25 protein-coding genes are annotated in these 26933 nt (G+C 66.6%); 23 read left to right on the forward strand and 2 right to left on the reverse strand.

Annotated elements, in window-relative coordinates; all coding sequences use genetic code 11:
• Nucleotides 1-32: 32 nt before the first annotated feature.
• From PZ894_RS01585 to PZ894_RS01670, 18 genes are all read left to right on the forward strand, one after another.
• Nucleotides 33-1550, forward strand: coding sequence for an aldehyde dehydrogenase family protein (locus PZ894_RS01585; RefSeq protein ID WP_275741780.1), 1518 nt, complete (start codon nt 33-35; stop codon nt 1548-1550).
• 133 nt (nt 1551-1683) lie between these two features.
• Nucleotides 1684-2175 (forward strand): nuclear transport factor 2 family protein, encoded by a 492-nt coding sequence (locus PZ894_RS01590; protein ID WP_275741782.1) that lies wholly within the window; start codon nt 1684-1686, stop codon nt 2173-2175.
• Between the two features lie 119 nt (nt 2176-2294).
• The gene (locus PZ894_RS01595; protein ID WP_275741784.1) at nt 2295-3485 is read left to right on the forward strand and encodes a cytochrome P450; all 1191 of its coding nucleotides are present in this window, start codon (nt 2295-2297) and stop codon (nt 3483-3485) included.
• The gene (locus PZ894_RS01600; protein ID WP_275741786.1) at nt 3482-3682 is read left to right on the forward strand and encodes a ferredoxin; all 201 of its coding nucleotides are present in this window, start codon (nt 3482-3484) and stop codon (nt 3680-3682) included. The genes PZ894_RS01595 and PZ894_RS01600 overlap by 4 nt, the downstream gene beginning before the upstream one ends.
• A 1-nt stretch (nt 3683) precedes the next feature.
• The gene (locus PZ894_RS01605; protein WP_275741788.1) at nt 3684-4910 is read left to right on the forward strand and encodes an acyl-CoA dehydrogenase family protein; all 1227 of its coding nucleotides are present in this window, start codon (nt 3684-3686) and stop codon (nt 4908-4910) included.
• Nucleotides 4907-5662, forward strand: coding sequence for a glucose 1-dehydrogenase (locus tag PZ894_RS01610; protein WP_275741790.1), 756 nt, complete (start codon nt 4907-4909; stop codon nt 5660-5662). The genes PZ894_RS01605 and PZ894_RS01610 overlap by 4 nt, the downstream gene beginning before the upstream one ends.
• A 32-nt stretch (nt 5663-5694) precedes the next feature.
• Nucleotides 5695-6984, forward strand: coding sequence for a CoA transferase (locus PZ894_RS01615; protein ID WP_275741792.1), 1290 nt, complete (start codon nt 5695-5697; stop codon nt 6982-6984).
• Nucleotides 6985-8244, forward strand: coding sequence for a CoA transferase (locus PZ894_RS01620; RefSeq protein WP_275741794.1), 1260 nt, complete (start codon nt 6985-6987; stop codon nt 8242-8244).
• Entirely contained in the window at nt 8237-9430 is a 1194-nt protein-coding gene (locus PZ894_RS01625) for a lipid-transfer protein (RefSeq protein ID WP_275741796.1), read from the forward strand. The genes PZ894_RS01620 and PZ894_RS01625 overlap by 8 nt, the downstream gene beginning before the upstream one ends.
• On the forward strand, nt 9427-9846 hold the full coding sequence (locus PZ894_RS01630) for a zinc ribbon domain-containing protein (protein WP_275741797.1): 420 nt from the start codon (nt 9427-9429) through the stop codon (nt 9844-9846). Before PZ894_RS01625 ends, PZ894_RS01630 begins: the two co-directional genes overlap by 4 nt.
• Nucleotides 9847-9914: 68 nt before the next feature.
• Complete coding sequence (locus PZ894_RS01635; protein WP_275741799.1) at nt 9915-11216, forward strand: acyl-CoA dehydrogenase family protein; 1302 nt, start codon at nt 9915-9917, stop codon at nt 11214-11216.
• A complete protein-coding gene (locus PZ894_RS01640; RefSeq protein ID WP_275741801.1) occupies nt 11213-12343 on the forward strand; it encodes an acyl-CoA dehydrogenase family protein in 1131 nt (376 codons plus the stop codon). The genes PZ894_RS01635 and PZ894_RS01640 overlap by 4 nt, the downstream gene beginning before the upstream one ends.
• Nucleotides 12344-12504: 161 nt before the next feature.
• Nucleotides 12505-13311: an FCD domain-containing protein gene (locus PZ894_RS01645; RefSeq protein WP_275741803.1), complete on the forward strand. Its 807-nt coding sequence runs from the start codon at nt 12505-12507 to the stop codon at nt 13309-13311.
• A 273-nt stretch (nt 13312-13584) separates the two neighbouring features.
• Nucleotides 13585-14685, forward strand: coding sequence for a phosphotransferase family protein (locus tag PZ894_RS01650; protein WP_275741805.1), 1101 nt, complete (start codon nt 13585-13587; stop codon nt 14683-14685).
• 40 nt (nt 14686-14725) lie between these two features.
• Nucleotides 14726-15019 (forward strand): hypothetical protein, encoded by a 294-nt coding sequence (locus PZ894_RS01655; RefSeq protein WP_275741807.1) that lies wholly within the window; start codon nt 14726-14728, stop codon nt 15017-15019.
• Between the two features lie 6 nt (nt 15020-15025).
• Nucleotides 15026-16501 carry a class I adenylate-forming enzyme family protein gene (locus tag PZ894_RS01660; protein WP_275741809.1) on the forward strand — a complete coding sequence of 492 codons (1476 nt, stop codon included), beginning with the start codon at nt 15026-15028 and terminating at the stop codon, nt 16499-16501.
• Nucleotides 16501-17394: an SDR family NAD(P)-dependent oxidoreductase gene (locus PZ894_RS01665; RefSeq protein WP_275741812.1), complete on the forward strand. Its 894-nt coding sequence runs from the start codon at nt 16501-16503 to the stop codon at nt 17392-17394. The genes PZ894_RS01660 and PZ894_RS01665 overlap by 1 nt, the downstream gene beginning before the upstream one ends.
• Nucleotides 17391-17888 (forward strand): MaoC family dehydratase, encoded by a 498-nt coding sequence (locus PZ894_RS01670; protein ID WP_275741814.1) that lies wholly within the window; start codon nt 17391-17393, stop codon nt 17886-17888. The genes PZ894_RS01665 and PZ894_RS01670 overlap by 4 nt, the downstream gene beginning before the upstream one ends.
• Before the next feature lie 238 nt (nt 17889-18126).
• Here the strand turns inward: PZ894_RS01670 and PZ894_RS01675 are convergent, their stop codons facing one another.
• Nucleotides 18127-19143 carry an MFS transporter gene (locus PZ894_RS01675; RefSeq protein ID WP_275741816.1) on the reverse strand — a complete coding sequence of 339 codons (1017 nt, stop codon included), beginning with the start codon at nt 19141-19143 and terminating at the stop codon, nt 18127-18129.
• Nucleotides 19144-19626: 483 nt separating this feature from the next.
• Between PZ894_RS01675 and PZ894_RS01680 the strand changes: the two genes are divergently transcribed.
• The 5 genes from PZ894_RS01680 (at nt 19627) to PZ894_RS01700 (ending at nt 25973) form a co-directional block, all read left to right on the forward strand.
• Nucleotides 19627-20634 (forward strand): LLM class flavin-dependent oxidoreductase, encoded by a 1008-nt coding sequence (locus PZ894_RS01680; protein ID WP_275741818.1) that lies wholly within the window; start codon nt 19627-19629, stop codon nt 20632-20634.
• A 565-nt stretch (nt 20635-21199) separates the two neighbouring features.
• Nucleotides 21200-21730, forward strand: coding sequence for an enoyl-CoA hydratase/isomerase family protein (locus PZ894_RS01685; protein ID WP_275741820.1), 531 nt, complete (start codon nt 21200-21202; stop codon nt 21728-21730).
• A gap of 577 nt (nt 21731-22307) precedes the next feature.
• The gene (locus PZ894_RS01690; protein WP_275741822.1) at nt 22308-23030 is read left to right on the forward strand and encodes a CoA transferase; all 723 of its coding nucleotides are present in this window, start codon (nt 22308-22310) and stop codon (nt 23028-23030) included.
• Between the two features lie 131 nt (nt 23031-23161).
• The gene (locus tag PZ894_RS01695; protein WP_275741824.1) at nt 23162-24442 is read left to right on the forward strand and encodes an amidohydrolase family protein; all 1281 of its coding nucleotides are present in this window, start codon (nt 23162-23164) and stop codon (nt 24440-24442) included.
• 499 nt (nt 24443-24941) lie between these two features.
• A complete protein-coding gene (locus PZ894_RS01700) occupies nt 24942-25973 on the forward strand; it encodes a tyrosine-type recombinase/integrase (protein WP_275741826.1) in 1032 nt (343 codons plus the stop codon).
• 418 nt (nt 25974-26391) lie between these two features.
• On the opposite strand, the gene PZ894_RS01705 is transcribed toward PZ894_RS01700, so the two are convergent.
• The gene (locus tag PZ894_RS01705; RefSeq protein WP_275741827.1) at nt 26392-26769 is read right to left on the reverse strand and encodes a hypothetical protein; all 378 of its coding nucleotides are present in this window, start codon (nt 26767-26769) and stop codon (nt 26392-26394) included.
• Nucleotides 26770-26933: the final 164 nt, after the last annotated feature.

The following is a 26933-nucleotide window of genomic DNA, read 5'->3' on the forward strand; positions in this document are numbered from 1 at the left end:
CGAGCCGCGCTCGCTTGGACTGAGGGGGAGCGTTGACCGCCACCGACGAGAGCGCGCTGGATCGCGAGATGATCGACGGGGTCTCGGTCTCGTCGGGTGCGGCGCGCCTGCTCGGAAGCATGCCTGTGCCGCACGTCATCGACGGTCGCCTGACGGCCTCAGTCGACGGCGCCGTCCGTGACATCGTCAACCCGTCCACCGGAAACGTCATCGGGCACGTCGCGCGCGGGGGCGCAGCCGATCTGGACAGCGCGGTGGATGCCGCACGAACAGCCTTCGTTGACGGACGGTGGCGAGATCTTCCGCCGCGACAGCAGGAGGCGGCGATGTCGCGCCTCGCCGGGCTGCTCGAACGCGACGCTGAGCTGATCGGTGACCTGGACTCCCTTGACGCCGGAATCCTGCGGCGGTACGCCAGTCACATCGCCGAATACTCTGCCAATGCTCTGCGCTACTTCGCAGGCTGGCCGACCAAGCTCAGTGGTCAGCTGCCCCCGGTCGGACCCGACTACGTCGTTCAGGAGCGGATCGAGCCCGTGGGCGTGATGGGTGTCGTCAAGCCGTGGAACGGGCCAGGCGCCATCTTCGCGCAAGTCGCACCCGCACTGGCAGCCGGCAACTCGGTCGTCCTCAAGCCCGCCGAACACACGCCCCTGAGCGCCACTTACATGGCGCAGCTCGCGCTGGAGGCCGGTATTCCTCCGGGCGTCTTCAATGTCGTGCACGGTGACGGCGTCGTGGGCAGTGCGATGGTGGACCACTCCGGCGTGAATCGAATCTCCTTCACCGGTTCCGTCGCGACGGGGCGCAAGCTCGCGGCAGCAGCCGCCAACACGTTCAAGCGACTGAATCTTGAGTTGGGCGGCAAGAGCCCTGTGCTTGTGTTCGCGGACGCGGACCTGGAGCTCGCGGCCGCGGCGGCCGCACAGTCCGTCTGGAACAACGCGGGCCAAGTCTGTACTGCGGGCACCCGGACGCTCGTCCAGCGCGACATCTACGACGAGTTCCTGGCCGAGGCTGTACGGGTCTCCGAGGCGCTTCGTGTGGGCCACGCCTTCGATCCGGAGGTGGCGATCGGTCCCTTGATCACGCCCGACCAGCTGGCCAAGGTCCGTTCGTATGTGGAGGTGGGCAAGTCCGAGGGCGCTACCCTCGCCTACGAAGGTCTCCTCGTTGAGGGCCTGGCCGGCGGGAACTACCAGCCGCCAGTCATCTTCTCCGATGTCTCCAACGACATGGTGATCGCGCGCGAGGAAATCTTCGGACCAGTGATGTCCGTCATCCCCTTCGAGGACGAGGACGAGGCCTTCCGTCTCGCCAACGACAACGAGTTCGGCCTGGCCGCGGGCGTGTTCACCCGCGACATCGCACGAGCGCACCGGGCGTCGGTTGCGTTGGACGTCGGCACTGTCTGGACCAACTGCTACCAGGTCACCGACGCCGCCGTCTCCTACGGAGGCGCCAAGTCGTCGGGCTATGGGCGCAGCCTTGGCGCGCCGGCGCTCGAGGAGTACACCCGGCGGAAGGCCGTCTGGTCCCGCAACTACTGACAGCGCCGGCGAGCCGGGTGAATCCGCCTGGACCAGAGCGTGCGGCAGGTGGCTTGCCTTAATTCTCATGATGAATTAGGTTTGAGGTGTTCGCGATCACAGCATCCCGACCGTGTGAAGTGGAGGAATCACCGTGACCGGTGACTCGATCGAGCAGCGTCTGCAATGTCTTGTGGACGACCTCGAGATCCGTCGCGTCATGCAGGACTACGCGGCAGCGGTGGATGCGCGCGACTGGACTGTCCTGCGAACGGTCCTCGCCGACGACCTCGTCGTCGACTATCACAACGGCCGGACGATCGTTCGCGGTGGCGACGCAGTCGTGACGTACATCCGTGAGAACACCGCACACCTTGCGTGGCAGCACCACAACGTCTCCACCTACCGCGTGGACGTCGACGGGGACACGGCCACCGGACTCACCTATCTGATCTCGCACCAGCAGATCGCCGAAGATCTGTCACACCTGCTGATGATGGTCGCACGCTACGACTGCCAGTTCAGGCGTAGGGACGACCGGTGGCAGCTGAGCCGCATGGCGCACACCATCCAGGCCAACAACTTCGTGCCGCACCAGTCGGCACCCCCCAGCGACCTGGACATCCCACCCGCGGTCCGGCCCTGACCCGCAACATCTCCCAGGAGACTCGTATGCACGACAACCCAACCTCGATCGGCGAAGGCGACCGTTCGCGCGCGGCCACTGATCGAGCAGAGCGAGCTCGGGCAGCCGGATGCCCGGTCGTGCACTTCGACTACACGACCCCGAAGCCCGCGCTGAGCTACTTCGCGGAGTTCGACAGGCTCCGTGCCGAGACGCCCGTGGCGTACAGCGACTTCGGCCCGGGCTTCTGGATGCTGCTCACCGCCGACCTCGTTCGACAGGCGTACCAGACTCCCGAGATCTTCAGCTCCAGCGCGACCATCCCGACGGTGCCCCATCCGGACTGGACCTGGATCCCAACCATGGTGGATCCGCCGGCGCACTCCGACTTCCGCCGGGTGCTCAACATTGCTTTCTCGCCCCGATTCGTCCGTGACCTCGAGCCCACCATCCGGCAAGACTGCATCGACACCATCGAGGCGTTCGTGGCCGACGGTGAGTGCGACTTTCTCGGGAAGTTCGCCAAGGTCTTCCCCACCCAGGTCTTCCTGCGCATTCTGGGACTCCCGGTCGACCACACGGACAGATTCATGTCCTGGGTCGAGACGGTGTTCGAAGGCCTCGGACACTTCGGTGACTTCGCTGAGGACCAACTGCAGGCCCAGCGCGACATCCACGCATACTTCGCGGACGTCTTGGCCGACCGCCGGTCGAACCCTCGACCGGACGAGGATGGCGACTTCTTCACCATTCTCGCCAACGCGAAGGTCGGCGACCGTCCGATGAGCGACGACGAGTTCCTCAACATGTCCGAAGTCCTTCTGCTGGCTGGACTCGACACCGTCAAGAGCCAGCTCAGCTACATGTTCTTCCATCTCGCCACGAACGATGTCGATCGAGCATGGATCGTTCGAGAGCCCGAGATCATCCCGAACGCAGTGGAGGAATTCCTGCGCGCGCACACCATCGTGATGGGCGCACGCCAGGTTGCCCAGGACACCGAGTTCGCCGGCTGCCCGATGAAGAAGGGCGACATGGTCATGGTCGCCGGACCGTCCGGCTCCCGTGACGAGGCCGAGTACGACAACCCCACTCAGGTCCAGCTCGACCGGAAGGTCAACCGGCACTTCTCCTTCGCCGCTGGGCCGCACCGCTGCGTAGGAGCCCACTTGGCACGCACCGAACTCGCCATTGCCCTCGAGGAGTGGCACAAGCGCATCCCGGACTATCACGTGACCAACACCGAAGGGCTCGTGGAGAGCGGCCCGCAGGTCGGGATCGAGCAGCTCCACCTCGCCTGGGACTGCACTCCCCAGGAGGCACTGCGATGAAGCTGACGGTGGATCGCGACAAGTGCAGCGGACACGGGCGCTGCTACAGCCTTGCGCCGGACTACTTCGACTGTGACGACGAGGGTTACCCGGTGATCCTGAACGAGCAGCTCGACTCCAACGACGGCTCGAAGGTCACGATCGCGGTCGACAGCTGCCCCGAGCGAGCAGTGACCCTAAAAGAGGGGAGTGCCTGACATGACGTCCGCTCCGCAGGTCGACAAGCAGGATCTCGCCACCTACGCCGAAGCCGCCCGTACCTGGCTGGCTGTGAACGGGCCAGAAGACCACGCCGTTCGCGATCCGCACGACGTCTCGATCTTCCACAACCTCGATACAGACACCGAGCGCGCGATCCTCGGAAAGCTGCGCGCCTGGCAGAAAGCGAAGTTCGACGCAGGGTACGGAGCCATCGCCTGGCCCACCGAGCTTGGCGGAGCGGGTCTGCCCACCTCATACGCTGACGCCTTCAAGTCCGCCGAAGCCGCTGCCGTCTCCCTGACCCGGCATGAGTTGTTCTCCGTCACCCTCAACCTAGTCGCTCCGACCGTCCGGCTCTTTGGCAGTCAGGAGCTCAAGGAAGAGGTCTTTCCGGGTCTCCACGACGGATCCCAGCTCGCGTGCCAGCTCTTCTCGGAACCTTCAGCAGGGTCAGACCTCGCAGCGGTTCGCACCCGCGCAGTGCGCGAGGGCGACAGCTGGATCATCAGTGGGCAGAAGGTCTGGACCTCAGGCGCTCAGTTCGCGGAGTGGGGACAGGCACTCGTTCGCACCGACCCCTCCGCAGCGAAGCATGCCGGCTTGACCGCATTCCTCGTGCCGATGAACAGTCCGGGTGTCGAGGTCCGCCAGATCAAGCAGATGTCCGGCGGCACCAGCTTCAACGAGGTCTTCCTGACCGAGGTCCGGGTGCCGGACAGCTACCGCCTGGGGGAGCCCGGCGAAGGGTGGAAGGTGACCCGCGCAACCCTAGGGTTCGAGCGCGCCAACGCTTCGAACAAGAAGGGGGTAGGCGGAAGCTTCGATCAGCTCGTCGAGCTCGCGATCCGCACGGGTGCACTCGGCCATCGCGACATCCGAACCCGCCTCGCCGAGCTGCGCGCTCGCGAGATCGCTGCCGAGGTATCGCTGCACCGCGAGCAACGGGCACGCGACACCGGAGCGCCCCCAGGGGCGAGCGGATCCATGCGCAAGCTCCAGTGGGTGCGCAAGCTCAATCTAGTGTCCGAACTCGCGCGTGACCTGCTCGGCTCCGCCCTCATCGTCGACCGCGGCGAACCCGGAACCTTCTCCTGGAACGCCCACATCCTGGGTGCGCCCGGCTATCGAATCGCCGGCGGCTCGGATCAGATCCAACGAAATATCGTTGCCGAGCGCCACCTCGGTCTGCCGGCTGAGCCGGCCCGTCCTCAGGAGTCCATGTGACCGTAGCTATCGACCTAGGCGGCAAGGTCGCCGTCATCACTGGTGGCAGCCGAGGACTCGGCCGGGAGATGGCACAGGCCTACGCGGCCGCCGGCGCCCACGTCGTCGTCGCCAGCCGGAAACAGGATGCATGCGACGCCGCCGCCGCCGAGATCACCGAGAGCACCGGCGTCAAGGCCGTCGGCGTGGCGGCACACGTCGGCGACTGGGACGGCTGCAGCCAACTGGTCGACGCCACCATCGACGCGTTCGGCAAGATCGACGTCCTCATCAACAACGCCGGCATCGCACCGGCCTACGACTCAATCGAGAGCGTGACCGAGGCCCTCTTCGACAAGACCTTCGACGTCAACCTCAAGGGTCCTTTTAGACTCGCATCTGTCGCCGCTCCGCGGATGGAGGAAGGCGGCGCCATCATCAACGTGAGCAGCATCGCGTCGGTCCGCCCGAAGGAATCCGACCTGGTCTACGCCGCCGCCAAAGCGGGTCTCAACACGATCACCAAGGCACTTGCGCAGGCATACGGGCCGCGCCTTCGTGTCAACACGATCATGGCGGGACCCTTCCTCACCGAGATCAGCGAGGCCTGGTACACCGATGCGTGGCGTGAACGCGCCCGCTCCTTCCCGCTCGGCCGAGCGGGCCGGCCCGACGAGATCAGCGGCACCGCTCTTTACTTCGGCAGCGACCTGTCCACCTTTACCACCGGCACCGTGCTTGCCGTCGACGGCGGCCGCACGGCGATGTCGTGACGGAACAGCGCCGCTTCGATGAAAGGAATGGCATGACCGCCACCGCCGACCGCCGACCCGTACCCCGGGTCGGCCCCTTGGCCGGCATCCGCGTTGCCGACTTCTGCTGGATGGGAGTCGGCTCCGTCGCCACGCGAATGCTCGGCGACTTCGGTGCCGAGGTCATCAAGATCGAGAACCGGCGACGCATCGATCGTCCGCGGCTCCTCCCCATCTACAAGGGCGAGGCGCGCAACTACGGTGAGGAGCTCGCCGACGCAGACCCCGACCGCGGGGGCCTGCACAACAACTACAGCCGCAACAAGCTGGGCATCACCGTCGACATGAAGACTGCGCGAGGACGAGAGCTCGTCGACCAGCTCATCAGCGCCTCCAGCGTCGTGACCGAGAACTTCGCACCCGGCGTCATGGAACGCTGGGGCCTGACCTACGCCCGACTCGAAGAGCTCGCGCCTGGAGTGATCTACGGCCGCATGAGCGGCTTCGGCCACTCCGGACCGCACGCCCACTACAAGAGCTACGGTCCGATCGTGCAGGCCGTCAGCGGCCTCTCCTTCATCAGCGGACTTCCGGGTCAACGCCCCTCCGGCTGGGGTCTGTCATACATGGACAACCAGGCCGCCTACTACAACTCCGCCGCACTGATGATGGCGATCTTGCGTCGCAACAAGACCGGTCTCGGCGCTGAGGTCGACGTCTCTGCCGTCGAGGTCGGCGTCGGGATGATCGGCCCGGACCTGCTGGACGTCACTGTCAACAAGAACCACATGCGTCGACCCGACTATCCCCGCGGGAACCGGCTCGAGAGCCCCACGGCCGCGCCGCACGGTGTCTATCCAGCCGCTGGTGAAGACTCCTGGCTCGCCATCGCCGTGTTCGACGACCGGGACTGGGGCCGGTTCGTGACTGCCATCGGCTCTCCCGGCTGGACGAACGAGCCGAGATTCTCGACCGCCGAAGGACGCCACCAGCACCAGGACGCGCTCGACGCACACGTCTCGTCCTGGACACGACAGCAGGCGCGACGCGACGCGATGGAGCTGCTCCAGAACGCCGGCATCGCGGCCGCAGCGGTGCAGAACGCGGAAGATCTTAACGAGAAGGATCCCCAGCTCGCCGCACGCGGGACCTTCTTCGAGCTCGATCACCCCGTGATCGGTAAAGCTCGCTTCGAGGGAACACCCATCACGTTCTCCCGCACGACTCAGCACACTTGGCGCTCGGCGCCACTGCTCGGCGAAGACAATCACTACGTGTTCGGGACGATCCTCGGGCTCCCTGAGGACGAGATCACCGAGCTCGAGAACGAGGGAGTGATCTGAATGTGGACCGGGCCCACCGGGGAACTGACATACAGCGGTCTCCGCGTCGTCGAGCTCGCTGACGAGCTGCGTGGCGAGATCGTCGGCAAGCTCCTTGCCGACGAGGGTGCTGACGTGGTGAAGGTCGAGCCTTCCGGCGGCAGCATCGGGCGCCATATCGGGCCGCACGCCGAGGGGTTCGAGCACGACCCGAACGCCAGCCTCTACTTCTGGACCTACAACACCGGCAAGCGCAGTGTGGTCATCGAGGTCGACGAGACCAGCGGACGACAGCGGTTCGACGAACTCGTCGCTGCGGCAGACGTGCTCATCACGAGCGACGGACCCGGTCGGCTCGGTGAACGCGGCATCGACCTCGACGCCTACCTCGTTCGCCACCCAGCACTGATCGTGCTGTCCGTCTCTCCCTACGGCCTGACAGGGCCGTGGGCCGACCGTCGCACCAGCGAGCTCGTCGGGCTGGCCGCCGGCGGCCCCCTGCTGAGCTGCGGCTACGACGACCACACCATCCCGCCCATCCTTCCCGGCGGGAACCAGGCTTCGCAGATCGCGGCGAGCTTCGGCCACACCGGGTTGCTTCTCGCGTTGCTGGAACGGCAGAGCAGTGGCCTCGGGCAGATGATCGACGTCTCGATGCATGAGGCGATCGCCGTCAGTGGGGAGCTGGCCAACCCCTACTGGTTCTACCCGCGGGTGCACCTACACCGACAGACGTGCCGACACGCGCAGCCCTCGCCGACCCAGCCCGCGCTCTTCGAGTGCGCAGACGGCGTTGATGTCTACTTCGCGCTGATCCTGAGCGACACCAAGACCTGGCAGACGCTCGTCGAGTGGCTCGACACGCTTGGGTTGGCGTTAGACCTCGCGGACGAGGCGTACCTGTCGCTCGCACATCGTCAACAGAACTTCGCGCACATCCAGGACATCATGGAGTCGTTCTTCTTGATGCAGGAGTCGGCCGACGTGTACCGCGGTGCCCAAGATCGCGGACTCCCGCTCGGTCCGATTTTGGCGCCGGAACAGCTTCTCGACGATCCGCACCTCCAGGCACGTGAGTTCTTCGTTCCCGTCGAGCTGCCCACGCAGGGAGAGGCGCTGTTCCCGTCGAGCCCGTATCGGTTCTCATACGGCAACGGTCGACCGGGTCGCCCCCCGAAGCTGGGGGAAGACAACGGTTTCGACTTCAACGACTCCAGCGCCGAGTCCCAAGTAGCGGCCCACGATGCCGCCCACGCCAGCACAGGAGTGGGCCTTGTCTGAGCACGACTACGCCTGGAAGCCAGATGCCTGCGCGATCGCCGGTATCGGCACTACCGCCTACACCAAATCGTCGGGAGCCAGCGTGACTGCCCTCGCCGCCGAGGCAGCGCTGGCCGCGATCGAAGATGCGGGCCTCGAACCGGCCGACATCGACGGCTTCGTCCGCAGCGACTACGACGAGGCATCTCCTGCAGCCCTCGCGGACACCCTCGGCATCGACGACATCGCCTACTGGGGGCAGACCGGAGCCGGGGGAGCAGCGCCCTGCGCGATGGTGGGTCAGGCAGCTGCGGCCATCCTCTCGGGTCAGGCCCGCCACGTGGTCGTCTACCGAGCGCTCAACGGTCGCTCAGGGCGGCGCCTGGGCCAAGGCGTCCCTGCCGCGGCCGCCGTCGGCGGCGGTTCGGGTTACTTGGAGCTGTTCTCACCCTGGGGAATGACTTCCCCGGGGCAGTTCTTCGCGATGCTCGCCCGCCGACACATGGAGGAGTTCGGTCTCACCGACCGCACCCTCGCCGAGATCGCCATGGTCTGCCGACGCCGCGCGAACGCCAACCCGGCAGCGATGATGCACGGGCGCACGATGAGCCTGGACGACTATCTCGAGTCGCGAATGATCGCATCGCCCCTCCGCATGTTCGACTTCTGTCTCGAGACCGACGGGGCAGCCGCAGTCGTGGTCACCTCCAGTCCACGAGCGCGCGACCTGAAGCAGCGACCAGCGCTGATCCGATCGGTTGCGCAATCGACCGGCAGCAGCCGACTCGGTCCGGGACAGATGTACCCGGTCCTGATGGGACAGTCCCTGACCGATCTAGCCTCGCGCCGCGCGGCTGATCGACTCTACGAACGCGCGGGACTCTCACCCGCTGATGTCGACGTGGCTCAGCTGTACGACTGCTTCACCATCACCGTCTTCCTCCAGCTTGCCGACTACGGATTCTGTAGCCAGGAAGATGCCGTCGCCTTCGTCGAGAGCGGTGCACTGGACGTCGGGGGCGCACTTCCCATCAACACGGCGGGAGGACAGCTCTCGGAGAGCTACATCCACGGCATGAACCACATCGTCGAAGCCGTGCGACAGGTCCGAGGCACGTCAACCAGTCAGGTGCCGGGGGCCGAGGTCTCGCTCGTGACATCCGCCCCACCGCCAGGCACCAGCGCCATGATCTTGGTGGCGTCGTGACGTCCCCGACCAGCCGGCTCCTCCCGGTCACCGATGATCCCGACACGGGTGGCTTCTTCGCTGCGGCACGGGAGCATCGACTCGTGGCCCAGACGTGCCAGTCGTGCGGCAACGTCCAGCAACCGCCCCGACCGCGCTGTATTGCCTGTCACGGCACGGACCTCACCTGGCGAGATGCCCCGGCGACCGGAACCGTTCACAGCTGGACCGTTGTCGAACACCAGATCAATCCCCACTTCCCGGCTCCGTACACCGTCCTCCTGGTCGACGTGGCCGTGCCGGGCGCCACGCACCCGGTGCGCTACCTCGGTCATGTGCCCGGTCGCACAGAGCCGGCGGTCGGCGACGCGGTCCGACTCGTCTTCGAGGACTTGGCCGAAGGCGTCACGATTCCCAACTGGGTCCTGGACGACTGACCGCGCCCCGCGACCACTCACTGCCGATCGTCGCCGGAACGCCGGCCCGACAAAGAACAGGAACTCCCATGTGGGAATTCGAGACTGATCCCGACTACCAGGCCAAGCTGGACTGGGTCTCGCAGTTCGTTCGGGAGGAGGTCGAGCCCGCTGACCTCATGTACGAGCACCCGCTCGACATGAAGGACCCGGTGCGGAACGCTCTCATCAAGCCGTTGCAGGTCGAGGTACGCAACCAAGGACTGTGGGCATGCCACCTCGGACCGGAACTGGGTGGCCCGGGCTACGGCCAGCTCAAGCTGGCGTTGCTCAACGAACGGATCGGAACCACGCTGAGCGGCCCGGTCGTGTTCGGCACCCAGGCGCCGGATTCCGGGAACGCCGAGGTGCTCGCCCACTTCGGCTCCCATGACCTCAAGGATCGCTACCTCAAGCCCCTTCTGGAGGGCGAGATCGCCTCTTGCTTCTCGATGACCGAGCCGGCGGGTGGGTCGGACCCGACGGGCTTCACCACGCGCGCCGTTCGCGACGGGAACCACTACGTCGTCAACGGCGAGAAGTGGTTCTCCTCGAATGCACGATTCGCCGACTTCCTGGTTCTGATGGCCGTGACGGATCCCGACGCGGACCGTCACCATCGTGCCTCCATGTTCGTCGTCCCGGCTGACACCCCCGGCATCGAGATCGTCCGCAACGTCGGAGTCACTGGCCACGCGGGGCACGAAGGCACCCACGCCTACGTCCGCTACACCGATGTCCGGATCCCGGCCGACCACTTGCTGGGCGCAGAGGGCGACGGCTTCAAGGTGGCCCAGGTGCGCTTGGGCGGTGGCCGCATCCACCACGCGATGCGCACCGTCGCACTCGTCCGCCGCTCGCTCGACATGATGCTGGAGCGCGCAGTCTCGCGCGAAACCCGAGGAAGGCGCCTGGCCGACATGCAGCTCGTCCAGGAGATGATCGCCGAGTCGTGGGTCCAGCTCGAGCAGTTCCGACTTCTTGTTCTCCAGACGGCTTGGAAAATCGACAGATACCGCGACTACAAGCTCGTGATCAAGGACATCGCAGGTGTGAAGATGGCGATGCCGAAGGTCCTCCAGGACGTCGCCGGTCGCGCACTCCAGATCCACGGATCGCTCGGGGTCTCCACCGAGATGCCGTTCGGGAAGTGGGTTCTGGAAAGCTTCCACATGGCGATTGCGGACGGCGCAACCGAACTGCACAAGCAGCAAGTCGCTCGTCAGCTCCTCCAAGGCGTCGACCCCGCACCTGACCTGTTTCCATCGCGGCACGCGCTGCGGTTGGATGCCCAAGCGAGAGCGAAGTTCGCCTTGCTGCTCGCTGAGGTCGACATTGCAGGCCAGTCATGATCCTCACCGACCCCGACGCTGCCCAGGCGCGAGCCGAGCTCGCCCAGATCGTCGATGCGCTCATCCAGAAGGTTGCACCACGCCCCGAAGCGGTGAACCGGGCAGAAGCGATGGCCGCCGGGGTCATCGACATGAAGCTCTGGGCGCGGCTCACCAAGGACCTCGGCGCCACCGCGATGACAGTCCGAGAGGAGATCGGTGGCGCCGGCGCCGGACTGGCCGACATGGGCGTCTTTTGGGAGGCGGTGGGGCGAAATCTCGCGTCGGTTCCTCTGCTGGGAGCCTGGCTTGGCGTCGAAGCCGTGCTCAGAGCAGGCTATGACGACCAGCCGCATCTCGGGGCGCTGGTGGCGGGAGAGCGCATCGCCGTCCTCGCGCTGCCGCGCCGCGACTCGACGACCGGGACTACCGGCAGGCCCGGGTTGCTGGAGGCGCGGCAGGTCGGCGGAGTGTGCCGAACGAGCGGTGTCCTCGAGCTCGTCGTCGATGCGCCCCACGCGGTCGATCTCGTGCTCCCGGTGAGGATCGACGGCGCCGTGCGATGGGGCATCGTCAGTTGCTCCGACGCCCACGTCGAACAGCAGCCGGCTCTAGACCTCACGCGAGCGATCGGACGGGTGCAGCTCGAGGACGTCGAGATCCGCCTGCTCCCCGTTGCCGAGGCCGAGGCCGACGAGCTGCGAGGCGAGCTCCTCGATCTCGGCCGACTCGCGGTTGCCTGCGAGCAGCTCGGCGTCGCGGAGCAGGCCCTCGCGGATGCGGTTGCGTACGCCAAGGAACGCGAGCAGTTCGGTCGACCGATTGGGAGCTTCCAAGCCATAAAGCACCTGCTCGCCGACATGGCTACCGACGCTGACTACGCCCGGTCCCTGGTCGAGCATGCCGTGTGGGCAGCCACCGAAGGCGTTGCAGACCGGTCGAGCGCCATCGCCATGGCTTTGGCTCAGGCGTCACGGTCAGCGATCAGCATCACCGCAGAGAACGTGCAGATCCACGGAGGAATCGGGTTCAGCTGGGAGCACACGGCCCACCTGTACTTCCGCAAAGCGCGCGGCAACGAGGTGCTGTTCGCAGAGCCGTCCGACCTGGTCGAGAGCGCCTTGGCTGGTACCGCAGCGAGCCGTTGAGAGCGCCATCGGCGATCGGCTGCCAGATCTGCGCCTACCCGCCCGGCGACACGACGACCGCGTGAGGAGCCGTTCCACTCACTGCATGGGCTCCTCGAATGGTTGGATTCGCAAAAGACACTTGAAGCAGGACGCACCACGTCACAGAGCGAGGAGCCGACATGGCCCACGACACAACACCACAGGCGAGAGTGGCCGGCGGTGACGCAACCGGCATCCCGATTGCCTCCGGGAAGTCGCTGCTACGCCCGCTCAAGGCGGCCGAGGTCGTTGCTCGAGACGTTGTTCGGGACATCACCGCCAACCGGCTCGCTCCGGGCGACAGCCTTGAGTCCGAAGCAGAGATGCTCCAGAAGTACGGGGTCAGCCGCGAGTCGCTGCGCGAGGGGCTCCGGCTTCTCGAGGTCCAAGGCATGATCAACATTCGCCGGGGACCGGGCGGCGGGCCGTCCGTCGGGACCGTCGATCCTGGGAACCTCGGCCGGGTTGAGGCACTGTTCTTCCATCTGGCCGGAGCCACATACCAGGAGCTCTTCCAGGCTTGGATCCTGGCCGAGACGACGCTGGCGGGGCTGGCGGCAGCCAATGAGGACGCGGACCTACGTTCGGAGCGAATGGAACCCTTCCTCGATCGAGATGCCCACCGCCACGAGCACCAGGAGCTTGCCGACTTCGTGGAAGGGCACGAGGGCTTCCACGCCGCAGTAGCCGCCCTGAGCGGGAACAGGGTCCTCGAACTCACGTTCCGGGCCTACGGACAGTTGGTATCGCACCACGTCGCGACGGTTGGCGATCCGCGGCCAATTCAGGATGCCTTGGTCGAGACACACCTCGGCATAGCTGAAGCGATCATCCGCGGGTACTCCGACGCAGCCGGGCAGCTGATGCGTGAGCACCTCGAGGAAGTGATCGCCATCAATATCGAGCAGCTGGGTGACTTGGTGGCGGGGCCTGTGGAATGGCTCTGATCGAGCTGTCGGGTCCTCGTCGGCCAATTGCGAGCCCCGTGGCCTGGGGACAATCGACGACGCGATACCGATGCGGGCGGGCGGCCGTTCCTCGCGAGCGGGCTCGATCGGCGGACAACTGAGGACATCGTCGCTCGACGGCAAATCTCTCGCTGGACAGTCTTGACCTAATTCTCATGAGGAATTAGATTTCAGGGTGTCCCGGAGCGTGCTCTCCATACACGGCAGCACGCTCCGGGGCCTTCAACCGTCCGTACGTCTGAGGGAGGCCCCGTGAGAGCGAGTCATGCGCCGAGCGACGTGGCCCCGATCAGGGACGGGGAGCAGCTTGACTGGGCCCGGCTCGAGCACTACCTGAGGACTCAACTGCCTGAAGCCGAGGGGCCGTTCAGTGTGCTCCAGTTCCCCCGGGGCTCGGCAAACCTGACGTACCAAGTCCGCTTCGGTGAGGCGACCTTGGTGGTTCGGCGCCCGCCCTTTGGGCAGCTCGCCAAGGGGAGCCATGACATGAAACGGGAATATCGCGTTCTGTCAGGGCTGAACTCGGTCTACGATCGTGCGCCTCGAGCCCTCCTGCATTGCGCAGATTCCCGGATCATCGGAGCCGAGTTCTTCGTCTCCGAGTACCGATCCGGCGTCGTCGTCTGGGACAGCATCCCGAACTCCCTGAGCTCGGAGGTCGACGCGACCGAACGCGTCGGTCTGGCCGTGGTGGAGGCACTTGCAGACCTGCACCAGGTGGACCCTGCTGAGACGGCGCTCGCAGACCTCGGACGCCCCGACGGCTATCTCGAACGGCAGCTCGCAGGCTGGACCCGGCGTTGGGACGCTGTCGGCGCCCAGTCGAACCTCCCAGACGCACATGAGACACGGGCCGCCATGGACGAGGTGCAACGTCGGCTGACCAGTGCCGTTCCGGCCGCCCAGCGAGCCGGCATCGTGCACAACGACTTCAAGATCGACAACTGCCAGTTCCGCGTCGGCGACCCCGACCGCGTGTACTCGGTCTTCGACTGGGACATGGCGACCACAGGGGATCCACTGTGCGACTTCGGCACTCTGCTCAACTACTGGCCCGATTACACGCTGCCTGTTGACGACACGCGCGCCTTCATCGCCGCCACGGCGACCCGGAACCTCAACCTCCCCTCGCGAGCCCAGATCGTCGAGCGCTATGCCGCGAGCTGCGACCTCGACCTGTCCCACATCGACTGGTACGAAGCCTTCGGGTGCTGGAAGACCGCTGTGATCCTGCAGCAGCTCTACGCGCGAAGCGTGCGCGGCGAGACAACGGACCCCCGAATGCAGCAACGCGGCGAGATGGTGCGCCCTCTTGCCTTGCGTGCGCTCGCAACCCTCGGCACGGTCCCCTGACCTCCGCTCGACCCCACCGTTCTGACAACGAAGGAATTCCATGAAGACAGGCACCCGGCTCGTCAGTGTTGCGTGTGACACCGAAGTCATGGTCGTCCGCAGCGCCGACGTTGACCTCCACTGCGGCGGTCACTTGATGGTCGACGCCGTGGGTGAGCGAAGCGCCGCTGAACCTTCCTCTGAGTTCGCGGGCGGTACCCTCCTCGGCAAGCGCTACGCGCACGCCGGGTCGGGGCTCCAGGTTCTCTGCGTCAAGGCTGGACAGGGCACGCTCTCTGTGAACGGCGTTGCGCTCAGCATCCTGGAGAGCAAGCAGCTCCCCAGCTCGGACTGAGTTCACATGAACCTGCTGATGCTGCTCGAGATGGTCGCCCAGGCTGACCCGGATCGAATCGCGGTCACCGCCGGTGATCGGAACGTTACCTACGGCGAACTCCTCCGACGTGCGTCTGAGCTGGCCGTCGAGATCCATCCTGACGATGCCGCCGCAGCGTACCTCGGCGAGAACTCGCCCGAGGCGGTGGCACTGCTCTTCGCGGCATCGATGAGAGGCGTTCCGTACGCGCCGATCAACTACCGCTGGACAGACACGCAGATCAACGAGGCGATCGGACGGATCGCACCGGTCTCCGTGCTCACCGACCAGAACTGCTCCCCTCGGGTCCGCACCGGTCCAGCCGTGCGCCGCATGGGACGGACAGGTGCCACCACGGCGATAGCGGTGACGCCCGACCAGGATGCACCGGGCGTGCTGCTCTTCACCAGCGGCACCACGTCGGCCCCCAAGGCTGCCGTCCTACGCAATCGCCATCTCGTGCCGTACGTGCTCGATACGATCGACTTCCTCGGAGCCGGCGCTGATGAGGCGATCCTGGTATCGGTGCCGCCGTACCACATCGCGGCTGTCAGTTCGGTGCTGACATCGGTCTACTCGGGCCGTCGAATGGTTCAGCTCGCGTCCTTCGAACCCGATGAGTGGGTCCGGACGGCTCGCAGTGAACGCATCACCCAGGCCATGGTCGTGCCCACGATGCTGAATCGGATCCTCGACGTCATCGACAGCGACGGCGGTGGACTCCCGGACCTGCGACACCTCTCCTACGGGGGCGGCCGCATGCCGGCAGCGGTGGTCGAGCGGGCGATGCGGCTGCTGCCCACGCTCAACCTGGTGAACGCCTACGGCCTGACCGAGACCAGCTCGACGATCACCCTTCTCTCGCCCGAAGACCACCGAATCGCTGCGTCGAGCACCGACCCCGCGGTTCGCGCCCGCCTGGGATCCGTCGGTCGAGCCCTCCCCTCGGTCGAGATCGAGATCCGGGACGAGACCGGTTCGTCACTTCCAGCAGGACGTTCCGGCGAGATCTTCGTGCGAGGCGACCAGGTCTCCGGGGAGTACCTCTCCCATCAGGCTACGGACGCCGAGGGTTGGTACCCGACCCGCGACCGCGGCTACCTGGACGGTGCGGGATTCCTCTTCCTCGAGGGGCGAGCCGACGACGTCATCGTCCGGGGAGGCGAGAACCTCTCACCCGCTCAGATCGAGGACCGCCTTGTCGCCCACCCCGCGGTCGCTGACGCCGCAGTCATCGGAGTGCCCGACCTCGAGTGGGGCGAGCGGGTCGAGGGGTTCGTCGTCCTCGACGACGAAGCCGTCCGTCCCGAAGCGCTGCAGGAATGGGTGAGAGCAGAACTCCGGTCGAGCAAGGTGCCGGCCCAAATCCACGTGGTCGACGCGCTTCCCTACAACGAGACCGGCAAGGTGCTTCGCCGCGAGCTCCGCGCCAGGTTGGCCCACGAAGGAGCCCTCGGCTGATGGGGATCTGTGAGAACCGCGTCGTCGTCGTCACCGGGGCGGGGGCAGGTATCGGACGCGAGCACGCACTGGAGTTCGCGCGACAAGGCGCCCGTGTCGTCGTGAACGACGTCGCCGACCCGGCGCCGGTCGTGAAGGAGATCGAAGAACTCGGGGGCGAGGCCGTGGCTAGCACCCACGACGTGGGCGACTGGGACCAAGCCCGACAGCTGGTCCACACTGCTCTCGAGGCGTTCGGAAACGTCCACACCATCGTGAACAACGCCGGAATCCTCCGCGACAAGATGCTCGTGAACATGACCGTCGAGCAGTGGGACGCCGTCATTCGCGTGCACCTGCGAGGCACGTTCTGCGTCACACGCCATGCAGTCGATCACTGGAGGGCCATGCAAAAGGCCGGGACGCCGGTCGCAGAGCCACGAATCGTCAACACCTCCTCACCATCCGGCCTGTTCGGAAACGTGGGGCAGTGCAACTACGGCGCTGCAAAGGCCGCAATCGCGAGCTTCACAGTGATCGCCGCCGACGAGCTGTCACGTCTCGACGTCTGCGTCAACGCCATCGCCCCGACCGCGTTGACCGATATGACGGCGGGTCTCGACGCCTACGTCGCCCACGTGCGGGCCGAGGAGGAGCGCACTGGGTTCGACGCTGGATCGCCCGCCAACATCGCACCGCTGGTCGCCTACCTCGGAAGTGGCGAGTGCGTGGGTATCACCGGCCGCGTCTTCACCGTGAAGGGCGGCGAGATCGCTGTCGCCGAGACCTGGGTGAAAGGTCCCGCCCGGGCGAAGATCGGTCGGTGGGAGGTCGCTGAGATCGGCGGCATGCTCCCCGAGCTGGTGGCAAGCGCACGACCGAACACGCGGATCGACGGGACGCCGCGGTCATGAATCCTGAGACGTCGGCGAACACCTCGGCGCCGGCCCCGGCGGGCCGGGTCTTCGACGGGATCGACGAGTTCCGTTCCGCCGTGGGCGAGGAGCTAGGGCTCGGTGAGTGGTACGAGATCACTCAGGAGCAGGTCAACGCCTTTGCCGACGTGACCGAGGACTGGCAGTGGATCCACGTCGACATCGAGCGAAGCCAGGCCGGCCCGTACGGCGCCACAGTCGCGCACGGCTACCTCACCCTGGCGCTCATCCCGCGACTAGGTGGCGGGATCTTCCGCGTCAGCGGACCGCGCATGGCGGTCAACTACGGAACGAACAAGGTGCGCTTCCCACATCCGGTCACAGTGGGCTCTCGCATCAGGGCTCGCGCAACCTTGGCCGAGGTGACTGATGTACCTGCCGGCGTTCAGGCAGTCGTGCGCTACACCATCGAGATCGATGGTCAGGACAAGCCCGCCTGCGTCGCTGAGACCGTGCGTGTACTCGTGATGTGACGGCAACAGTGAAGCGTCTCGCCGACGAGCCTTCACGAGACCGCCTCGGATGAATGCGTGACGAGAGCCGGCGCCACGATCCTGGCGTTGAACCGGAGAAAGACGAACCCGGCCAGAACCACGAGGACCGACAGTCCGAGGTACATGTGGGCGTACCCGGTCCACGGGATGAGCAGTCCGAGAAGGCTCGGGCCGAACGCGACCGCTGCGTCTAGCGCGAGGTAGAAGGTGGAGACAGTCAGTGGCAGGCGCCCCTGAGGCGCGTGCGCCACCGCCAGCACTGTGGACACGCAGAGCACGGACCCATGCCGAGTCCACAGAGCATCCCAGCCACCATGAGTGTCGCGCCGGTCTCGGCAAGGCCGGTGGTGCCGACGCCGAGCGCCAGCACCGCGATGGCCGGCAGCATCACCGTTCGCACATCCCGCCGATCCACAGCGCGTCCCGTCAGAGGGCGGGCCAAGATGACCATTGTCGAGTAGGCGATGAAGAACCATGGTGCCCACGCGGCCAGTCCGCGATCACGAGTTGCGGCATCCATGAACCCGAAAAGGCCCGCGTAGGCAAAGCCGACCAGGGCGATGACGGCACACAAGCCGAAGACGCGAGGTTCAACGAATCTCCGGACGCCTCGGCCGCGGTCAACAGGGGCCTCGTCGACGATCGGCCGCCGGGGAATCGCCAGCGCCGCCAGCGTGCCGAGCAGCCCGCACGCCGTGACGATCAGCAGGACTGCGTCGTATCCCAGCTTGCGTGCGACGAACAGTCCCAGCGCGGGACCGACGGCGGCCGCGAGGCTGTTGCTGAGACCGAATAGGCCGGTCGCGGACCCTCGACGGCCAGTGGGCATCGCGCTGACGGCGATGACCAGGGTGGCCGTCGTTGCGACCGCGAAAGCAGCACCGCTGAGGAATCGCAGTGCGGAGAAGGTGAGGACATCGATGGGGAGGAGGCACGTGGCGGTGCCCGCGCTGGTGATCGTCGTCGCCGCCAGGACCGCTCCGCGGAGGGGCCGACCGCGTAGAAGGATGCCGACAAAGGGGCGTACGGCAACCGCGCCGATCAAGAGCGCGCCAGCGGCGAAACCGCCCAGAGTCAAGGACGCGCCGTACCGATCGGCTGCGAGAAGCACCGTGATCGGGACCAGCATGAAGAAGTTGAGCGGCATGAAGAAGTTCACCAATGCCGCACTGACGAACTGAGTACTGCCCACCCGGTAGGTCGCGACAACCGACGGACCCGCCGCGTTCGTCATGCACTAGCGGGGGAGGAGTGCCAGGCCACGTGGCGCCACCCCTCGTCACCCGCTTGACACCAAACTGCGGTGTAGCGAATTTGGGTGACAAACTGCTTTCCGCCAGCCTCAGTGGTCAACTCTGCTCGGCCGCAGGCGATCGCTGCGTTGTCGTGGAGAGCGAGAGTCTCGTCCGAAGTCTCGATCGCGACGTAACGCATGGCGCCGGACGAGAGGCGAGCGAGGAAGGCCTCCTTCGAGTCGACCAGCCCATTCGAATGCGTGTAAGCGAGTCGATCATCGAGGAGGGCCGCCAGCGCGACCGTGTCGTTCGACCGCAGCGCTTCCCACCGGTCGAGCTCGCACGAAGCCACGTCAGCATCCATAGCCATAGGGCCAAATTATCATGAGGAATGCTACTCTGGCGATCCCTGCTCCTCGTGGAGTCCGGAGACCAAGGGAGAATTCGTGCGTTGGGGACTGATGTTCGCTGGGGGTGGCGGCATGCGGGTCCAGGACATGGTGGAGGTCGCGCGTGCAGCCGACGATCGGGGCTTCAGCGGCGTCTACCTGCCCGAAGCCTGGAGGTCGGCGTTTGTGGCGATGACGGCAGTCGCGGCCGCAACAGGGGGTGGCCGCGGGAGGATCGAGCTCGGCCCCTACGTGCTGAACGCGCACGCCCATTCGCCGCTGTTCACCGGGATCGCTGCGGTCGACCTCGACGAGTTCTCGGGAGGTCGACTCGTCCTTGGTGTCGGTAGCGGGAACAGGGTCACCAATGAGCAGTACCAAGGCATTCCAGTTGAGCGTCCTCTTGCGAAGATGCGTGACTTCATCGAAGTCGTCAATCGAGTCAAGCGCGCCGGCATCGGCGATCGAGTCGACTTCGAAGGGCCCGTTCACCAGACTGCCGGCTGGTACTCGCAGGTGCAACCGGTCCGCAACGATCTACCGGTGGTACTCGCGGCCACCTCGCCGAAGATGACCCAGCTAGCAGCGGAGGTCGCTGACGGCATCGCCATGGGAAGCCTCCTGTCGGTCGAGTACGTCGCGGACGTCGCCGCCCGATGCCGGGCCATCGCGGAGCGCCCATTCCGCGTCATGGTCTCCGCTTTCGTATCGCCGAGCGCCGACCGACGGGAAGCGCGCGACGCAGCCCGCACTGCTGTCGTCAACCTCTACGCTGGGAAGCCGCACCCGCACTACGACAGCCTGCTGCGTCAGCAGGGCTTCGCCGATGTCGCGAACGCCATCAGCGTCGCCGTCGGCGCCGGCGACCTCGACGCCGCGCGCGCGGCTGTGAGCGACGACGTCGTCGATCGGCTCACCATCGCGGGTACGCCGGAGGAGTGCAGGCATCGGATCATGGCCTACGCGCCTCATGCCGACGACCTCATCCTTGTGAACGTCGCCGGGATGCGGTTCCAGGCAGGAGCACATGGCGGCGGGAAGGCTCCTCGCGGCGACCTGAACGCGTCGTTCGAACCGATCCTGGCGCTCCGGGACGCTTAGCATGGCCACAGTGGCGTTCTTCCAGCCCGGACGCCGCTAGGTGCGAGGAGGAGCGGTCATGCGTTGTTCGCTCGCCGAACTCATCGACCAAGCAGCTGACCCTCGCTCGCTATGGCGAGTCACGCCGAACGGTGATCCAGAAGTGCCGATGCTCGTCGTCGACCTGGACGGCATCAGAGGCTCAGACTGGGGCCACCCCTCACTGAGGAGGCTTCTCCACGTTCTAGACGAACCAACCCCCGTCATCCTCGGAGTCGCCAGCGAGCCCCTCCCGGCGGAAGGCGCTCCGCTACTAGAGCGCCTTACCCTCACTCTGGCACCTGGAGGGCCGGGCCAAACGTGGGTCCCGAGCGCTGATGTCGACGCGATTGCAACCGCTGTCGCCCGTGCTCCTCGCGCCGCCAACACGCTTGCAGGACTCCTGCGTGTGACACCTCTACTGCCCGTTCCCGAAGCGCTCGTGGCCGAGTCGCTTGCATACTCGACACTCCTCGGTGGGCCCGAGTACGCCGCTTGGCGAGCGAGTGCCCCGCGCGGAGGTTTGCCCGAGGCTCGGGACCCAGTCGTGGTGGAGCGAGACGGCGACACGCTGCGCATCGCCTTGAGCCGACCTGAGCGTCACAATGCATTCAGTCGCGCAATGCGCGATGGGCTCATCGATGCACTCGAGCTTGCGGCGTGGGACCCATCCGTCGGCAGCATCATCCTTAATGGTCGCGGGCCCTCCTTTTCCAGCGGCGGCGATCTCGACGAGTTCGGGACGATCGCCGACGTGGCCACCGCGCACGGTGTCAGGATGGCGCGAAGCGCCGCGCTCGCCATGCATCGCGTTAGCGACCGTGTCGAGGTCCGCACGCACGGAGCGGTGATCGGTGCTGGGGTCGAGATCTCTGCCTTTGCTGCACGGGTTCTTGGCGACGAGACGAGCTGGTTCTCACTGCCGGAACTGTCGATGGGGCTGGTCCCCGGTGCTGGCGGCACCGTCAGCGTGCCCCGCCGCATCGGACGCTGGCGAACCGCTTGGCTAGTCCTCAGTGGCGAGCGCCTCGACCTCACTACCGCCCTCGAGTGGGGCCTGGTGGACGGGCATGCTTGAGCAACCGGCGGATCTCACGCTGCCAGCAGCGAATACGGCACTCGAGAGGTGGGCGGCCTCGGGCGCAATGGCGTTGACCGGACGGCATGACGGGCCGCCGTTGGCATCGCCCGGCGACCCCGCAGGTCTCGTCGAAGGTGCTATCACTGAAGTCGCGCGCCAATGTGTGCAACGGACTGGTTTGCGCCCGTCCCTTCCGGGAGCCGAGCTCTTGGGCGAACGCGCCGCCCTGGCCGGCCTCACTCGCAACGCACCGGCGTCATGCGGAGGAGGGTTCCGGTTTCTTCGGACGGTAGACGGATACCTCGGACTGTCGTTGGTTCGTGCGGCTGACCTCGAACTCGTTCCCGCTCTTGTCGAGTCCGACGACATTCGGAGATTTGGAGCCACCCCGACTCCGCAGCTGTGGGGTGCATTGGGAGATTGGGCCAGCGCGTATGAGACAACTGTGGCGGTCGACCGGGCGCGCCTCCTGGGGCTCGCCTGCTCAGCCACTCCCGCGGAACCCGCTCCGCTCCCGCTGGAAGAGGACGCACGAGATGTCGCTCGGGTGCTGCGGACCGGTGGGAGTCGCAACATGCCCGAGCGCCCGCTTGTCGTGGATTTCACCTCCCTGTGGGCTGGTCCGTTGTGCGCGCATCTTCTTGGCCGCTGCGACGTCGATGTCGTCAAGGTCGAGAGTCGGTTCCGTCCAGACGGTGCCCGACAAGGCTCCGCTGCCTTCTACGACCTCTTGCATGCGGGCCACTCCGCGGTCGCCGTCTCGCCTGACGACGAGAGGGACCGGGAGCGACTGCGCGCGCTCGTCGAGAGAGCAGACCTTGTCCTCGAGGCATCACGGCCTCGGGCACTCGAACGATGGGGCCTCTCAGCCTCCGAGGTCGTCGACGCCGGCACCACGTGGTTGTCGATCACCGCACGCGGACGATGCTCTGACACGGTCGGCTTCGGTGACGACGTCGCTGCAGACGCTGGTCTCCTCGCGTGGGAGAGCGGGGAGCCACGCTTGTGCGGCGATGCTATCGCTGACCCTCTCACCGGAGCCGTTGCCGCAGCAACAGCCGGCGCCCTCCTTGCGGACGACCGTGCGAAGCTGGTCGAGGTCTCCATGCTCGATGTCGCCCGAGCAGCGCTGTTGCGACCCGGGTGCGGTGACCCTGAGGTCCGCCAGCTGGAAACGGGTACCTGGGTCGCCACCGGCGCTGACGGGCGAAGTCATCCTGTCCAGTTGCCGCGAGCGCGACACGTCGAAGGGGCGGCGGCCTCCGTCGGCCGTGACAATGACCGGTGGCTGCGATGACGGGTGGGTCCTCCAGCATCCGTTTCGAGAACGTTGAGGTAGATAGTCGACGTTCAGACGTCGAGGTCGTCGGCCGCTTCGTGACCTGCGTCAGTCCACCTGGATCTGACCGACGTCGCAAGGTAGAGGCGGTGGTCGACGGGGGCGGGGGAGCACTGCTGCCTGGCCTGCACGACCACCACCTCCATCTCATGGCGCTCGCGGCGCAGATCACCTCCGTGGACTGCGGTCCGACCGCTGTGAACTCGGCTGAGGAGTTGCAGGCGGTGCTGCGGCGCTCCGTCGGACGACAGTCGGACGGCTGGGTCCGGGGGATCGGCTACCACGAGTCCGTAGCCGGCCACCTCGACCGTGCGCTCTTGGACCGCATGGTCCCGGACGCACCAGTACGGATCCAGCATCGGGGAGGCGCCATGTGGGTGCTGAACTCCGCCGCCCTCCGTCTTCTCGAGCACGGGATCGTCGAGGGTCTCGAACAGACTGGGGCTGAAAGAGACCTTGAGCGCGACAGCAACGGCCGGTCCACAGGTCGCTTGTTTCGCCAGGACGCCCTGCTCGCTCGGCTCCTTCCGGCGCGGCCTCCCGACCTCGGTGCCGTCGGCCGGCGCCTGCGAGACCTTGGGATCACCGGCGTCACCGACGCGACACCCGATCTGTCCGACGGTGCGGCTGCGCTACTCGCGGAGGCTGCCAGTGACGGTCGACTACCAATCAAGGTCACAGTGCTCGGGTCGACGCACCCACCGGCACCCCTCTCCGTCGGCCCAGCGAAGATCATGCTGCGAGACCACGACCTCCCGAACTTCGATCAGTTCTGTGGTGCCGTGTCTGCGCACCGCCGGGCTCGCAGGCCGGTAGCCGTGCACTGCGTCACTCGCGAGTCTCTGATCCTGACCCTCGCCGTCCTCGCGGAGGTTGGAACCGAACCCGGTGATCGCATCGAACATGGCGCCGTCATTCCCGGAGACCTGGTCCCGACCATTCGAGACCTCCAGCTTCGCGTCGTGACCCAACCGGACTTCCTCCGAACCCGCGGCGACGACTACCTCCGCGACGTTGACCGGTCGGACCTGGAATGCCTCTATCCCTTTCGGAGCCTCCTGAGTGCTGGGATCCCCACGGTCGCGTCCAGCGACGCGCCGTTCGGCGAACTGGACCCGTGGCGAGTGATCGCCTCCGCTGTTGGCCGAAGGTCGCTGCGGGGGGCGGAGCTTCAGCCGCCTGAGCGCGTATCCGCTTCGACGGCGCTGGACGGCTACTTGTCACCTGCGGGCGACCCCGGTGTCGGGACCCGTCGAATCGCAGTGGGCGCGGAGGGCGATCTAACACTTCTGCATGTACCGCTCAGCGTGGCGCTCACCGAGCCGACCAGCGAGGCGGTCCGTATGACTGTGGTTGACGGCCGATCTTGAGTCCGGCTGCTGGATGTGGCGCCGCCTCTGGCGGTCGGAGCCGACTGCACTGAGGTGAACTCCGAAGTCTCGACCGGTTCAACGCCCCTGGATTTGAACATCTGAGCGGTGGGGCTACGACGCGGTGCGGGCTGCGCCTGGGTGTCGATCGAGGCGCACTCTCGGCCGTGAATCAGGTATGTCCGGTCCAGCGAATCGTGTCTCGCTGTCCGTGCGATGTGCTTCGATCCCACCATGACCGCTGGGTGGCATCTGCCCTGGCACCTGCTTTGCGGGGCGAGGGGGCGACGACGTTCAACAGCGGGAGCGCAGATATGCGAACTCCCCCCGCTACAAAATTCAGGCTCGGATCCTCCTGGGGATCAGAGCCTGAAAGCATTTGAACTTGACCAGGTCATCACAAAGACAGCACTTACCGACGTACGAGCCTCAGACGACGGAGGCGGGGGAGCGGTCAGGCGGGCGGCTGGGATCGCCGGGCGGTCGGTACAACCCGGCGATGACAGCCACCTCCACCGCCCTCTCCACCACTGATGTGCCCACCGATCGTCAGCCGGGCCTGGCCCGGGGACTGACGGTCGACGACGCGGTCCGGATCGCCGCCGCCCTCGAGGCCTCGCTCGCGCCCTCAACGCGGATCCTGTACGCGCACCTGTGGCGGGTCTGGTCGCGCTGGTGCGCCGAGCGGGGGATCGACCCGTTGCCTGCCGACCCGGCCGCGCTCGCGGCCTACCTGGTCGAGCGGGCCGCCGAGGGCACCGCCGTGGTCACCCTCGACGTGGCGTGCGTCGCCATCCGACACGTCCATCTCCAGCAGGGCTTGGCCAACCCCGCCGAGACGGAGCTCGTCCGCCAGGTCCGGCTCGGGCTGCGCCGCACCTACGGCACCGCACCCCGACGACTCGCCCGCCCGCTCACCACCGCCGAGATCCGCCAGATCCTCGCTGCGATCGACACCAGCGTCCCGATCGGAATCCGCGACACCGCGATCATCCTGCTCGGCTACGCCTCCGCCATGCGCGGCTCCGAGCTCGCCGAACTCACCCTCGCCGACATAGACCACGAGCCCGCCGGGACCCTGATCACCATCCGACACTCCAAGACCGACCCGGAGCACCGCGGGCAGAGAGTCGCCGTCGCCCACGGCACCCACGCCGCCACCGACCCCGTCGCCGCCCTGGCCGCCTGGACCCGACTCCGCCGGCAGCAGCTTGGGAACGATCCTGACGAAGGGGCTGGGCGAGCGCTGTTCACGCGGATCTGGCAGACCCGGATCAGCGACCAGCCACTCGGCAACTGGGTCGTCGCCCGGATGCTCCGCCAGCGCGCCGAGCAAGCCGGTCTCGATGGCACCCGCATCACCGCCCACTCCCTACGAGCCGGCCACGCCACCACCGCCGTCCTCGCCGGCGTCCCACTCCACCGGATCGCCGCCCAGACCCGCCACAAGGACCTCGGCGTCCTCCTCAACCGCTACATCCGCCCCGTCGAAGCCCTCGCCACCACCTCCAGCAGAGACCTCGGTCTATGACCTACCGGCCTCCTGTGCCGCCGGCGGGTGCGCGATCGACAGGCTGGCTCTCCGGGGGCGTGGGCGTGACTGGTGGCAGCTCGGGGATGACGACGTCCTGGATCTCACGAGTGACGTGCTCTGCGTGGCGCTCAACCTGACCGACGAACCAGTCCCGCACCGGCGACACGACCACGATGCCGAGCATGAGCGCGAGCGCAAGCAGCCTCCGGACCCGGCGAGCATCAAGAAGTCGAAGTCGCTCGCATCGAAGACATCCACGACCGCACCTTCCCACCGGGCACCGACAGTCCGCGGCCACCCGCACACACATGACCTCTCCGGAAGCCGGCGCCGACGCCATCGACAGACGAGATCCGCCAACAGCCGGACGAGTGTCGACGGCCGGTGCCACCATGACGACGCCGACACCGTCGACTCACATCGGGAGCAGCACATGGGTCTCCTCGACCGATTCCGCAAGCGCGATACGTCGACCACACACGCCCGTACGACGGTGCCGGGATCGTCCCAGACTGCTGGGACGACCCAGGGCCAGCCGCACTTCGCCGTGATCGACGTCGAGACGACCGGACTGTCCGCCAGCCAGCACCGGATCGTCGAGATCGCGGTCATCACGACCGACCCCTGGGGCCGCGTCCTCGACGAATGGGCAACCCGCGTCAATCCCCAAGGACCCGTCGGCGCGACCCACATCCACGGCATCACGGCCGCCGATGTCGCCAACGCGCCCGTATTCGCCGACATCATCGCGCCGCTCAACCAGCGACTCTCCGGAGCAGCGGTCGCCGCGCACCACGCCAACTTCGACCTCGCCTTCGTGCGCGCCGAGTACGCCCGAGCCGGCTGGGACATGCCCCACCTCCCCGTCCTATGCACCCTCGAAGCCTCCGAGTACCACCTCCCGACCCTCGAACGACGCCGCCTCGCGGACTGCTGCTGGGCCGTCGGCACTCCACT

The sequence above is a fragment of the Nocardioides sp. YIM 152315 genome (assembly GCF_029210375.1).
Classification (GTDB): domain Bacteria; phylum Actinomycetota; class Actinomycetes; order Propionibacteriales; family Nocardioidaceae; genus Nocardioides.